11 protein-coding genes are annotated in these 12,884 nt (G+C 32.8%); all 11 read left to right on the top strand.

Features of this window, described 5'->3' with window-relative positions; all coding sequences use genetic code 11:
• The first annotated feature begins 21 nt into the window (after positions 1-21).
• The 11 genes from KJ849_03910 (at position 22) to KJ849_03860 (ending at position 12,597) form a co-directional block, all read left to right on the top strand.
• Positions 22-690, top strand: a complete 669-nt coding sequence (locus tag KJ849_03910; protein ID MBU2599705.1) for a YggS family pyridoxal phosphate-dependent enzyme — start codon at positions 22-24, stop codon at positions 688-690.
• 60 nt (positions 691-750) lie between these two features.
• Positions 751-1,563 (top strand): pyrroline-5-carboxylate reductase, encoded by an 813-nt coding sequence (gene proC, locus KJ849_03905; protein ID MBU2599704.1) that lies wholly within the window; start codon positions 751-753, stop codon positions 1,561-1,563.
• A 207-nt stretch (positions 1,564-1,770) separates the two neighbouring features.
• Positions 1,771-2,070 carry a YggT family protein gene (locus tag KJ849_03900; protein MBU2599703.1) on the top strand — a complete coding sequence of 100 codons (300 nt, stop codon included), beginning with the start codon at positions 1,771-1,773 and terminating at the stop codon, positions 2,068-2,070.
• Between the two features lie 2 nt (positions 2,071-2,072).
• Complete coding sequence (locus KJ849_03895) at positions 2,073-2,366, top strand: DUF167 domain-containing protein (GenBank protein MBU2599702.1); 294 nt, start codon at positions 2,073-2,075, stop codon at positions 2,364-2,366.
• 50 nt (positions 2,367-2,416) lie between these two features.
• Complete coding sequence (gene ileS, locus KJ849_03890) at positions 2,417-5,179, top strand: isoleucine--tRNA ligase (protein ID MBU2599701.1); 2,763 nt, start codon at positions 2,417-2,419, stop codon at positions 5,177-5,179.
• 35 nt (positions 5,180-5,214) lie between these two features.
• Entirely contained in the window at positions 5,215-5,598 is a 384-nt protein-coding gene (locus KJ849_03885) for a TraR/DksA family transcriptional regulator (protein MBU2599700.1), read from the top strand.
• Positions 5,595-6,119 (top strand): signal peptidase II, encoded by a 525-nt coding sequence (gene lspA / locus KJ849_03880; protein ID MBU2599699.1) that lies wholly within the window; start codon positions 5,595-5,597, stop codon positions 6,117-6,119. Before KJ849_03885 ends, lspA begins: the two co-directional genes overlap by 4 nt.
• Positions 6,120-6,157: 38 nt before the next feature.
• Positions 6,158-6,928, top strand: a complete 771-nt coding sequence (gene lgt, locus KJ849_03875) for a prolipoprotein diacylglyceryl transferase (protein ID MBU2599698.1) — start codon at positions 6,158-6,160, stop codon at positions 6,926-6,928.
• Positions 6,929-6,932: 4 nt separating this feature from the next.
• The gene (locus KJ849_03870) at positions 6,933-7,274 is read left to right on the top strand and encodes a hypothetical protein (GenBank protein MBU2599697.1); all 342 of its coding nucleotides are present in this window, start codon (positions 6,933-6,935) and stop codon (positions 7,272-7,274) included.
• Complete coding sequence (locus KJ849_03865; GenBank protein ID MBU2599696.1) at positions 7,271-8,215, top strand: RluA family pseudouridine synthase; 945 nt, start codon at positions 7,271-7,273, stop codon at positions 8,213-8,215. The genes KJ849_03870 and KJ849_03865 overlap by 4 nt, the downstream gene beginning before the upstream one ends.
• Positions 8,212-12,597 (top strand): Ig-like domain-containing protein, encoded by a 4,386-nt coding sequence (locus KJ849_03860; protein ID MBU2599695.1) that lies wholly within the window; start codon positions 8,212-8,214, stop codon positions 12,595-12,597. The genes KJ849_03865 and KJ849_03860 overlap by 4 nt, the downstream gene beginning before the upstream one ends.
• Positions 12,598-12,884 lie beyond the last annotated feature (287 nt).

Below are 12,884 nucleotides of genomic sequence, written 5' to 3'. Positions count from 1 at the left end.
GGTATGTTTAACAAGAATAAAATGGAGAGTATTAAAAGGAATTTAAGTTATCTAAAAAAGAGGATTGTCCATATTTGTCCAAATAGAAGAGTAGTTATTGTTGTAGTTACTAAGCTGGTAGAAGTAGATAAAGTAGAAGAGGTTATTAAACAAAACATAAAAAATATAGGAGAAAGCAAGGTTCAAGAAGCAGAGAGAAAATTTTCATTTCTTCAAAAAGATAAGGTTAAGTATCATCTGATAGGACATCTTCAAACTAATAAAGTAAAAACAGTCGTGAGATTGTTTGATTTAATCCAATCTGTAGATAGTTACTCTTTAGCTTATGAAATAAATAAGGAAGCGGAAAAGATTAATAAAGTTCAAGACATCTTGCTTCAAGTAAATACTTCTAAAGAAAAAAATAAGTATGGTTTTTTTGAAGAAGAAGTTTTAAACTTAATTGAAAGATTAGCCTCCATGTTTAATCTTTCAATTAAAGGGTTAATGACAATTGCTCCTTTTGTTTCTGAAGAAGATAGATTAAGAGATTGTTTTAAAAGATTAAGAAATTTACAAACTAAAATCTCTAAACTAAACATCAAAGGCCTAAAGTTAAAGTATCTTTCTATGGGCATGAGCAATGATTATGAAATTGCTCTACAAGAAGGAGCTAATATGATTCGCGTTGGAAATGCAATATTTAATTGAATAGGAACTTAAAAAATTCATAGACGTAGCTTTTATTAAAAGTAAAGGGTTATTGGCAAAATGAATTTAAAAGTATCATTTTTAGGGGGAGGAAATATAGCTGAAGCTATTGCCAGAGGTGTCATTGAAGCAAAGCTTCTCTCTCCAGAGGAGATTTCAGTAAGCGATGTCAAGAAAGAAAGATTAGATTATCTTGTTGATAAATACAAAGTAAATGTTTTTAGTAATAACAAGGAAGCGATTAGGGAGACTGATGTTATTATCCTTTCTGTAAAGCCGGTGGTATTAAATCAAGTGATAGATGAAATAAAGAATGAGGTTAATACTACCCAGAGTATAATTTCTGTGGTGGCTGGAATTAATACTACTGATATTGAAGATCGATTTAATAAGAAGGTTAGCGTCATTAGGGCGATGCCTAATATGCCGGTCTTAATTAGAAAAGGTATTTCAGCTATTTCCTTAGGTAAATATGTTCAGGAGGAAGAAGAAAAAGCAGCTTTCACGATCTTTAAGACGGTAGGAGAAGTAGTCAAAGCAGAAGAAAGCTTAATGAATGCGATTACGGCTTTATCTGGAAGTGGCCCTGCCTATGTCTTTACTTTTATTGAAGCTTTAGTAGATGCAGGCGTAGAATTAGGGATATCTCGAGAAATATCTCTTAAACTTGTTACTGAAACTATAAAAGGAGCAGTCTTGACTATCTTAAAGACCGGTGAACATCCAGTGCTTCTTAAAGAGAAAGTAACTTCTCCTGGAGGAACAACGATTGCGGCTTTGAACACTTTAGAGGAGTCAGGATTTCGTTCTGCTATTATTAAAGCTGTCAAGAAAGCCGCCCAAAGGGCTTCCGAGTTATCAGCGGAAAATTAATTTATTGTCTAAGAATTTGAAAAAATTCTTGTTGTAAGGATTGCAACAAAGGGGAAAACTAATTTTCCTTTCGTGGGAACGGCAGCACAAAAAAATGCGAGCAAGTCCGAACGTTCCTGAGCATCATAAGGGCGAAGTTTTACGGAAGATAGTTCCGTAGCACTATCAAAGAGCTATCTTATTTGACTTTTTTTAAAAATAAAAATCATGATGTTTAACTTAGCTAATCTTTTTAGAAACTTAGCGATAATTTTAAATATAGCCTTTAACCTTTTCTATTTTTTATTGGTAGCTAGAATTATTAGTTCCTGGATAGCACCAGATCCTTTTCATCAAGTTGTTCAAATTATCTATAAACTTACTGACCCTATCTTAAATCTAATTAAAAGATTGGTTCCTTTGCAGTTTGGAATGATTGATTTTTCGCCCATTATTGCCTTTTTTCTTTTAGAATTTTTAAAAAATTTCATTGTGGGAACCTTAATTAGTATTAGTAATAAGATTTAAGTTTGAAGTTACAAATTAAGATTAAGATACAGCCTAATGCTTCAGAAAATAAGATTTTAGACTATCTTGATAATTATTTAAAGATTAAGATAGTTTCTCCAGCTATTGAAGGAAGGGCTAATAAAACTTTGATTGATTATTTATCTAAACAACTTGGGATCTCCAAGTCTTCTTTTAAAATTATTAAGGGTCAACATTTTTCTAAAAAGATAATAGAAATTAGTAATTTGACAGAAGAAAAGCTGAGTATCGTGGAGAAATTTTTAAGATTACCAAATTATAAGATTAATTTATAAGATTAATTGATAAATTATATAAAATCTATCCAAAATCACCAAAAAACTAGATGAATTACCAAGAAACATTAAATTTACCTAAAACAGACTTTAAAATGAAAGCTAATCTTCCCCTTAAAGAACTAGAAATAGAAAAGTTTTGGGAAGAGATAAGGCTTTACCAAAAATTACGGGAAAATTCTAAAGATAAACCAAGGTATGTTCTTCATGATGGCCCTCCTTATGCTAATGGAGATATTCATATGGGACATGCTTTAAATAAGATCCTAAAAGATATTATTGTCAAATACAAGTCGATGACTGGCCACGATGCACCATACATTCCTGGATGGGATTGCCATGGCCTCCCCATTGAGTATAAAGTTGCGCAACGATTGGCTAATGAAGAAGGCTTAACTTCAGAAAGAATAAGACTGGAATGCCAAGAGTATGCTGAAAAATATATAGAGATTCAAAAAGAACAGTTTAAAAGGTTAGGAGTTTTAGGAGATTGGAATAATCCGTATTTAACCCTCGATCATGATTATTGTGCTACGGTGATAGATGTATTTGGCAAGATCGTGGAAAGAGGACATGTTTACAAGGGACTCAAGCCTGTCTACTGGTGCTCTGACTGCCAAACAGCTTTAGCAGAAGCGGAGGTAGAGTATAAGGAACGAAATTCTCCTTCTCTCTTTGTAAAGTTTCTTCTGAAAGAAAAAGGTGAAATATTTAAGGACATTAACTCGCTTCTCTATGTAGTTATTTGGACTACCACTCCCTGGACATTGATTGCTAATGTAGCTATTGCTCTTCACCCCGAGGCTAATTATATTACCGTCTTGGTAAAGAGAGATGAAAAAGAAGAAGCTTACCTTTTTGCAGAAAATATGCTCTCCAAAATGATCAGCATTTTGAAGATAAACGACTATCAGATTCTCCAAAAAAACAAAGGAAGAGAGTTAGAAAATTTATCTTGTGACCATCCTTTCATAGAAAGAAAATCAACCTTAGTCTTAGCTGACTATGTTTCTTTAGAAGAAGGTAGCGGTTGTGTTCATATTGCTCCTGGTCATGGATTGGAAGATTACGAAACAGGAATTAATTACAAACTGCCTATTATCTGTCCGGTAGATGAAAAAGGTAAATTTACTAAGGAAGCTTTAGAATTTGAGGGATTGGAAGTATTTAAGGCTAATGAAAAGGTTTGTAAAAAGTTAAAAGACTTAGCTTATCTTTTATGGCGTGGCGAAATTACTCATTCTTATCCCCATTGTTGGCGATGTAAGAATCCTGTAATCTCTAGAGCTACTAAGCAATGGTTTATCAGTATGGAGGTAAATAATTTAAAAGAAAGAACTTTGCAAGCCATAGAAGAAGTAAATTGGATTCCTGACTGGGGTAAGAACAGATTTTATGGAATGGTAGCTAATCGAGATGAGTGGTGTATTTCTCGTCAAAGATCTTGGGGAGTGCCCATTCCGGCATTTCATTGTCAAGAATGTGGAGGTTATCTTTTACTACCTGAAATAATCTATAAAGTCAGAGATGTTATCCAAGAAGAAGGAATAGAGGCTTGGTTTAAAAAAGAAGCTAGTTATTTTCTGTCAAGCCAAGAAAGATGTCCTCAATGCGGAGGAAATAAGCTTAGCCAAGAAAGTGATATTATAGATGTTTGGTTTGAGTCAGGAGTAAGCCATGAAGCTGTTTTACGTCAAAGAAAAGAGCTTTATTGGCCAGCTGATTTGTACTTAGAAGGAAGCGACCAACATCGAGGTTGGTTTCAATCATCTATGTTAGTAGCTATGAGCATCCATGGAAAGCCTCCTTATAAGACGGTCCTTACTCATGGTTTTATGCTTGATTCTTCAGGCAAAGCCATGAGCAAATCGATGGGGAATGTGATCTCTCCCCTGGAAATTATTTCTAAATATGGAGCTGATATTTTAAGGCTTTGGGTATGTTCTATTGATTATCGAAATGATGTAAACATAGGAAAAGAAATTATAGAAAGAATGGCTGAAGCTTATCGAAAAATTAGAAATACCGGTCGGTTTATTTTAGGAAATATTTATGATTTTGATCCTGATAAAGATAGCTTGCCTTATCAAGAATTACTAAGCATAGATCGTTGGCTTCTTTCCAAGCTTCAAGTCTTGATTAATAAGACTACTTCTTCTTTTGAAGAGTTTGAGTTTTATAACTTCTACCATTTGTTGAATAATTTTTGTGTTGTTACTTTAAGTTCTCTTTATTTAGACATTATCAAAGATCGACTTTATACTTACCCTAAAGATTCATTAGATAGGAGATCTGCCCAAACCTGTATTTATAAGGTGTTAATAGTTTTGGTTAAATTAGTAGCTCCAGTCATAAGCTTTACTGCCGAAGAAATATGGAGTTATTTACCTAATGGTAAAAAAAAGAAAGAAAGTGTTCACTTGGCTTCTTGGCCTAAAGCAAAAGAAGAGTTCATAGATGAGGAATTAGAAAAAGAATACGAAGAACTACTTTTATTGAGAGATGAAGTCTTAAAAGAGATAGAAGAGATTAGAAAAAAAGGAGTGATAGGAAACTCCTTAGAAACAAGAGTAACCATTAATTTATCTTTGACCAATAAGAAATTGTTAGAAAAATACCAAGAAGAATTAAAGAGCTTATTTATTGTCTCCAAGGTAGAGTTAAAAGATTCTTTGGAAGAAAAGATAAAGATAAAAGTAGAAAAGGTAAAGGAAAAGAAATGCCAACGATGTTGGAATTATCAAGAATCAGTGGGAAAGAGCTTAGAATTACCAGATCTTTGTCAAAGGTGTGTTAAGGTAGTAAAAAGTTAAGTTTATCTTAAATTTACCAAAGAAAGGAGAGGAAGATGGAAGAAAGACAGCGTGAAATCTTTAAGGAAAAACTCTTGAAATTAAGAGCTGAGTATGTCAAAGAGGTTCAAAGCATGGAAAAAGAAAATTTACGTAATTCCTTGCGAAATGTTTCTGGGAACCTCTCCGGGTATTCTCAGCATATCGCTGAAATTGCTGCTGATAGCTCTGAGCAAGAAAAAAATATTCAACTATTAAGTTCAGTCTCTCATCTATTAGCAGAAGTTAACGAGGTTCTTCATAAGATGGAAGATGGTTCTTATGGAATATGTGAAGATTGTAGCCAAGAAATTCCACTTAATCGGTTAGAAGCTATTCCTTATGCTAAATTTTGTTTAAAATGTAAAGAAAAGAATAGCCCAAAAGATAGGAGGAGATGAGCTTTACTTTGGAGGTAACTTTAAAAGATAAAAGATCTTTGGCTTTTTACTCAGTCTTCTTGGTAGTCTTATTTTTGGATCAAACAAGTAAGTATCTGATCAGATGTGCCTTTCAATTAGGTGAAGGAATATGGCTGATTAAAGATGTCTTATCTATTTGTCATATCCAAAATCAAGGAATTGCTTTTAGCTTATTAACAAGTCTTAAAGATATCCTTATCTATTTAAATCTTGCCTTAGCAGGAATGATCGTCTTTATTTATCAAAAGATAAAAAAAAGAGTCGGTCAAATCTTTATAGATGTTATCTTTGGATTAATTATCGGCGGAACAACAGGTAATATTATCGATCGTTTTTTATTTAAAGGAGTGATAGATTTCTTAGATTTAGGTTGGAAAAGTATCAGGTGGCCGGTCTTTAATCTGGCTGATATGGCCATTTGCTTAGGGATGTTCCTTCTTTGCTTTTTTCTTTATAAAGAAGAGAAAGAAAAAGGCAACCATCTTTTTTCAGAAAAATAAAAGTTTTTAGAGATTTTTAATTAAGAACAGAGGAGAAAATGCATCCAGTCTTACTTTCTGTTGGTTTTATAAAAATTTATTCTTACGGATTATTCCTATCAATTGCTTTTCTCATATCCTTATTTTATCTAAAAAGAAAAGCAGTCGATGAGGGGATAAAAGTTAAGGACTTGATAGACTTAAGCTTGTCTGGCCTAATTGCCGGTATCATTGGAGCAAGGCTTTTGTATGTCTTAGATAATTATCAATATTACTTAAATGAGCCTTTAGAGATTATTTTACTTAACAAAGGAGGTTTAATATTCTATGGAGGTTTACTTTTAGGCAGCTTAGCCAGTGTCATCTTTATTAAGAAAAGAAGACTACCTTTGGGAAAAATTACAGATTTATTAGCTCCTTGTCTTGCTTTGGGCGAAAGTATGACCAGAATAGGCTGTTTTATGGCTGGGTGTTGCTATGGAAAGCCTACTTCCCTGCCTTGGGGAGTAAGATTTCCTGTGGATAGCTTAGCTTGTAGTCATTACGGCCATAAAGTCTTACATCCTACTCAATTATATTCATTCTTGGCTCTCTTAGTTGTCTTTATTTTTTTAAATTGGAAGCTGAAGCATAAACTATTTGAAGGTGAAGTATTTATTTGGTATTTTATCTCATATTCTACAGTAAGATTTATTTTAGAGTTTTTTAGAGGAGATAACCTGGCTTTTATTTTTTCTCTCACTATGGCCCAAAGTCTTGGAATATTACTCTTCATTTGCAGCCTCTTTTTCTGGTTGATGCTTAAAAATAGATCTAAGACTTTAATTTAGAAAAATGGTCAAGTTAAAAAAGAACTTAACGATAGTTACTCTTATCTTAATCTTAATCTTTTCTAACCAAGTATGGGCTCAAGAAAAAGAAGAAGTGAAAGAATCTAAGATTCGGCGATTTGAAATATTATTTAATGCTTCTTTGCCTTTTACCCTGATCTTTAGTTATTTATTAATTAGTGGGATAGAGAGTATCGCTAGCCAAGGAAAGGTCTTTTCCGTGAAAGAAAAAGACCGCCCTTTAGTCTTAGTTGGGGCAGTAACTTTCTCTAGCTTAATTGCTTTTATAGATCTTAAGAAAGACTCTTCAAGAGATGAAAAAGTAAGGCCATGTAATGTTAAATGAATTTAATTGTCCTTCCAGAAGAAGCTAATCAAAGACTAGATATTTTTTTCCTTCCTTATCTTCCTTCTTCCATCTCTCGTTCTTCTCTGCAAGGAATGATTAAAGATGGTTATGTAAAAGTAAATGATCTCCCCGTAAAATCAAGTTATCAAGTCAAAGAAAAAGATCATATTTTTATTGAGATTCCAGAAAGAAAGAGCTTAAGTATAGAAGCGGAAGATCTTCCTTTAAATATAGTCTTTGAAGATCAAGATATTATCGTTGTTAATAAAGAAGCTGGAATGATTACGCACCCTACCCCTAATATCTTAAACAAGACCTTAGTTAATGCTCTCCTTTTTCATAGCCAAAAATTATCTAACCTCGGAGCGCCACTGCGACCTGGCATCGTTCATCGGCTCGATAAGGATACCTCTGGACTATTAGTGGTAGCTAAAAATGACTCAAGTTATCTCTCCCTTTTTCACCAAATTCAAGAAAGAAGGCTACAAAAAAAGTATCAGGCTATTGTTTATGGAAAGGTGAAAGAAGAATTAGGAAGAATAGATCTGCCTATTGGAAGGCATCCTCAAGAAGGCTTAAAGATGTCTGTCATGGGTAGAAACTATAAAGAGGCTGAAACTACTTTTAAAGTATTAGACCGTTTTTTCCTCCCTAAATTTCAATTTTCTTTTTTAGAAGTAGAATTAAAGACCGGTCGAACTCATCAAATTAGAGTTCACTTAAGCTATATTAAGCATCCCCTGGTCAAAGACAAAGTTTATGGACCAAAAGACAGGTTCTCTTGTCCATTGCCTTTTATTAATAGACAAGCTCTTCATGCTAAATATCTAAAACTACTCCATCCAAGAACCAAGAAAGAGATAGAATTTTACGCTGAAATGCCCGATGATATGGCTAACCTTTTAGATTATTTAAAGAAAGAATCAAGAGATAAATGAAGAACCAAGCTAAGAAGTATCAGCTAGTAAATATCTTTATTTGGTTAATAGGGCTGATCTCTTTAAGCAGCCCCCTTTATAGTTACACTTCTTTGTCTGTGGATGCCCAAGGAACAAGCCAAGAATTTTATCATTTGAATCAAGGATTAAATCAAGGCTTTGAATCCCCAGACCCAGAATTTTTAGAACCGGTCTTAAATAGATTAAAAGATGAATTAGGCACTAAATTTATTAGAATTGATCATCTTTATGACAAATATGTAGATGTCTATTATCAAAATTATGAAGTAAAATGTAACTGGGAAAGATTGGATCAATATGTAAAAAGTATTATCGATATAGGGGCTCAGCCTTTAATGTGCTTAAGTTATATGCCTTTAGTTCTTCAAAGTGACCAAGGGGCAGGAATTAGCTCTCCTCCTAAGTCTTATGAAGACTGGCAGAAATTAGTCAAGATGACCGTCCAGAGATATAATAAAGAAAAAGGTTATCAGATTAAGTATTGGGAAGTATGGAATGAACCAGAAAATAAATCTTATAACTTCTGGAAAGGAAAAGCCCAGCCAGGAGAAAGCTTAGATAATTTACTAAAATTATATCGATACTCTTTGCAAGGGATAGAAGAAACAGAAAAGGAAGGTAGTTTTAAGGTCAAGATTGGAGGTTTTGGTTTAGCTGGTTGCACTACTCATATTATCAAGAAACTCTTAGAAGAAAATTTAAGAGTAGATTTTGTTTCTTGGCATCATTATGGCAATCTTTCTGGAGAAAAATTCAATTTAAAAAAACTTAGGGAGGAAATAATAAAGATCAAAGAGATAGTGGGAAGTGAAAAGGAATTAATAATTAGCGAATGGAATGCTTCCGTCTCAGGAACTTCATCTGGGAGAATGGTTAATAGGTCTCCCCTCGGAGCTTCTTATGCTGCCGCAGCAATCTCAACCATGATAGAAAATGGTGTTTCCTTGGCTTGTTTTTCTCAAATAAGAGAAAATTATAGCGCTTCTGTCTGGAGCTTGGGAATGTTTTATCCTAATCCAGAATATACCAAGCCAGTCTTTAATGTTTTTAAATTATATAAGATGTTAGAATCAGATAAGATAAATTTAGCAGGATCTTTGGAACAAGATATAACTGGAGGAATAGCCACTAAAAGTAAAAATGGAGAAAATATAAAGATTATTATTTGGCATCGAGGCAAAGAGAAAGAGTTAATAAATTTAAGTTTAGAAAATCTAAATTTTGACAAGGTTACTGTAACTCGTTATTTGATAGACAAGGAAAATAGCAATGGAAGATACTACGAAACTGACACTTCATCTCCAGGTTTATTAAATCAAGAACAAGAGCTTAAGATCTTTAAAGGACCTCTTATTTACCAAGATGAAGATGTAGAGTTTAACCATAATAGTTATAATATCAGCTTTTACCTTAACCCAAATAGTGTTACTCTTTTTGAAATTAAAGGTGAAGTTACGCCTATTAAAGTCGTAAGAGTTTTTCCTATAAATGATGCCAAAGGGAAGACAGGGGTAGTGTTTAATGTAGGAATAAGAAAGATTAGTTCTTTTAAGCTGATAAACAAGGACAACTCTTCAGAAGTTTCTGGAAGTTTTGAGCTTAAACAAAAGGCCATTACCTTTACTGCTTCAACATCTCTTTCTTATGAAACTAATTATCAGGTAGAAATTAAAGATCTAGAAAGTTTAGCGGGAAATAAATTAGAAGAATATAGTTATAGTTTTAAATTACTAAGCGAGGAAGAACCTTTGTCTAACCAAGTCGAGATCTTTCCTTCCTCGTTAAATAAAACCCACCCTCTTGATTTTATCCAAGTAAAATTTAATAATGTCGCCATAGATGAGCTAAGCTTAAGTTCTGAGAATATTAAGTTATTATTAGATCAAGAAGAACTACCGACGGTCTTTAATTATTACCAAGAAAAGAGATTGGTCAATCTTTTTCCAGAAAAGAGCTTATTTTATAAGAGAGATTATCAAGTAATCTTATCTTCAAAAGTTAAAGACCTTCAAGGAAACTCATTAAACAAAGAACATCGCTTCCAAACTATGAGTTATCCTAAGATAGTTTGTGAATTATCAGGAAAAGATGGAATTTCCCCTACTGCTCCTCTGGAACTTTATCTTAAAGAAGAAGTTCTTTGGGGGGCAGCGGAGGACCCTGTCTTGAGGATAGAAAAAACAGAAGCTAAAAATATCATTGCTTCCTTTTCTCTTAAGGGGTGGAAAAATAAACAAACTAATTATCCAGTTTTAGAAGACCGTGGCTGGAAATGCTCTTTTGATACCTCTCAAAATAAGGTCAAGATAATCTCTCCCAATAACTTAGAGACAAATACTCTTTATTATTTGACTCTTATAGATAAAGATGTTAATTGGACATCTTTTAGTTTTACTACTTCATCTACGCCTTTGGTTACGAAAGACTTAATAGTAGAAAAAAGATATCCCGAGGGAGATAAGATCGACCCTACTACTGAAATTTATGTAATTTTTAATACTGATCTAGATAGCTCGACTATTAATAACCAAAGTATTATTCTTTATGCCTGGCCTGCCTGGCCTCTTCCTGGGGGGGATATAGAAGGAAAAGTAGAATATGATTCCAGTAAAAAGAAATTAAGTTTTATTCCTTCGAAATTATTAACTTATAAAACCACTTTTAAAGTAACATTAAATAAAGATATAAAGAATATTTATGGAAAATCAATCGGGTGGGAATATACTTGGACCTTTACTACCAAAGAAAGTAATAATAATTGTCCTAAAATTAGTTATCGCTCTCCTAAGCCAGATGAAGATAATCTTTCTTTAGGTAGTAAGGTAGTGATAGAGTTTGATAAAAATATTACCCAAGATGTTAATCAAGAGAGATTTTTTGTAAGATCCATAGATAACCAGAGCCTTCTATCTGGGATTATTGAAAAAGAGCTTCAAAGAATTACTTTTACTCCTTCTCCCGGTACTTTAAAGCTCGGAAAAAATTATGAAGTCTTTTTAAGCAAAGAGATAGGCATAGAAAAAGATGAAGTCTGGAAGTTTACCACTAAACTTCTTAAAATTTCCCAAATAACACCCCAAGAAAGAGAAAAAATAGACCTTGAAGACCACTTAGAAGTTTTTTTAAATGAAGAGATTAGCTCTCAAAGCAAAGTTATCTTTACTTTACAAAGAGATCATCAATACCTTAAAGGGAGAACTTTGTCTAACAACCAAGAAAAGAAGGTAATATTTATTCCCGAGGAAAAACTTACCGGTGCTACTAATTATCGAGCTTCGGTAGTTATAAAAGATGGAGATATTTACCTAAGCAGAAGTTGGGTCTTTGAGACTAAAGAGGGGATAATGCCTCTTATGTTTTACCCCGATCAAGAAGAAGAAGATGTTTCGCTAAATTGCGACATAGGTGTAAAGTTTAACTTTAATTTAGATCAAGAGGGTGTTAATAAGCAAAACTTTATTTTATATGGAGAAATAGAAAACAAAGAAACGCCCTTAGAAGTAACTGTAGCCTATTTGGAGAAGAGTAAAGAAGCGTTGATCAAACCAATAGTTAATTTAGCCTATGCTAATAAGTATCGAGTAGTAATTAAAAAAAATATTAAGAGTCAAGAAGGTGTAACTTTAGCTAAAGGTTATGAATGGACCTTTACTACCAAGAATATTCCTTTGATGGTAATGGTGAATAAAAAGACTTCTCAAGAAATAAAAAGAATAGAGGGAATAAAGGTTGAGAGTGAAGATAAAATCTTAGATGAAGTTATTGAAAAAATAAAAAATTTTCAAGATCTTAGTTATAAAAGTATGCTCCATGACACCGCTTGCTTATTTAACTTAAATGAGGTCAAGTATGATCCTGATTCTATGTCTCTTAACTTAACATTACCTTATCAAAAGGAAATAAAAAATTGTATTCCTGAGACTAAATTATCAGATCTAAAGATATTTTATTTAGAAGAAAGAGACCAGACCTTTCATCTTATCAGAGGAAAGCAAGATTTAGATCCAAGGAGAAGAGAGATCAAAGCTTATCCTAATCAAGTTCATACTTATTATATTATTTTAGAAAATGTTAAAACAAACGACCTTTCACTAATTAGTGTCTTCCCTAATCCTTTTCATCCTTTGAAAGATAAGCAAGTTACTTTTATCAACTTACCCCAAGAAGCAATGACCATAAAATTATATACCATCAGTGGGGAGTTAATTAGAACACTAGATAGTCCAGAGGAATTATCTTTTACCAGAGCTATTTGGGATGGCAAGAATGAACATGGATATTTAGTAGCTAGCGGGATATATATTTATGTAGTTAAAACAGAGAAAGGAAGAAAGATAGATAAGATAGCTCTAATTAAATAGCAACTAATAATAACTAACAATAAATAGAAAGGAGTACCTTATTCCAGGAAGGAAAGATGGTACTCCGTTGATATGAGAGTATATAATATAATGACAATTTTATAGAATTATGGCATATCTTTTTTTAAGTTCTTTTTTTAATTCTTCATAAGAAGTTACATTATAGAGTTCAAAAACATAAGCCCATAAAATATCATTTTTATTATCCATACTATGACTCCTTTTGCTATTTTTTATTATCTCCAACATTTATATCGACATAAGTTTTAAAATACTTGAATAGGTGG

The organism is bacterium (genome assembly GCA_018830565.1).
Lineage (GTDB): Bacteria > UBA9089 > JAHJRX01 > JAHJRX01 > JAHJRX01 > JAHJRX01.
The sequence above is the reverse complement of the archived record's forward strand: the minus strand, read 5'-3'. Positions and strand labels throughout refer to the sequence as shown.

Excerpts from the sequence above, each read along its gene's own strand:
- KJ849_03900 (MBU2599703.1), top strand. The coding sequence starts at position 1,771 with ATGATGTTTAACTTAGCTAATCTTTTTAGAAACTTAGCGATAATTTTA.
- KJ849_03865 (MBU2599696.1), top strand. The coding sequence starts at position 7,271 with ATGAATTTAATTGTCCTTCCAGAAGAAGCTAATCAAAGACTAGATATT.
- KJ849_03910 (MBU2599705.1), top strand. The coding sequence starts at position 22 with ATGGAGAGTATTAAAAGGAATTTAAGTTATCTAAAAAAGAGGATTGTC.
- lgt (MBU2599698.1), top strand. The coding sequence starts at position 6,158 with ATGCATCCAGTCTTACTTTCTGTTGGTTTTATAAAAATTTATTCTTAC.
- KJ849_03885 (MBU2599700.1), top strand. The coding sequence starts at position 5,215 with ATGGAAGAAAGACAGCGTGAAATCTTTAAGGAAAAACTCTTGAAATTA.
- KJ849_03870 (MBU2599697.1), top strand. The coding sequence starts at position 6,933 with ATGGTCAAGTTAAAAAAGAACTTAACGATAGTTACTCTTATCTTAATC.
- proC (MBU2599704.1), top strand. The coding sequence starts at position 751 with ATGAATTTAAAAGTATCATTTTTAGGGGGAGGAAATATAGCTGAAGCT.
- KJ849_03860 (MBU2599695.1), top strand. The coding sequence starts at position 8,212 with ATGAAGAACCAAGCTAAGAAGTATCAGCTAGTAAATATCTTTATTTGG.
- ileS (MBU2599701.1), top strand. The coding sequence starts at position 2,417 with ATGAATTACCAAGAAACATTAAATTTACCTAAAACAGACTTTAAAATG.
- lspA (MBU2599699.1), top strand. The coding sequence starts at position 5,595 with ATGAGCTTTACTTTGGAGGTAACTTTAAAAGATAAAAGATCTTTGGCT.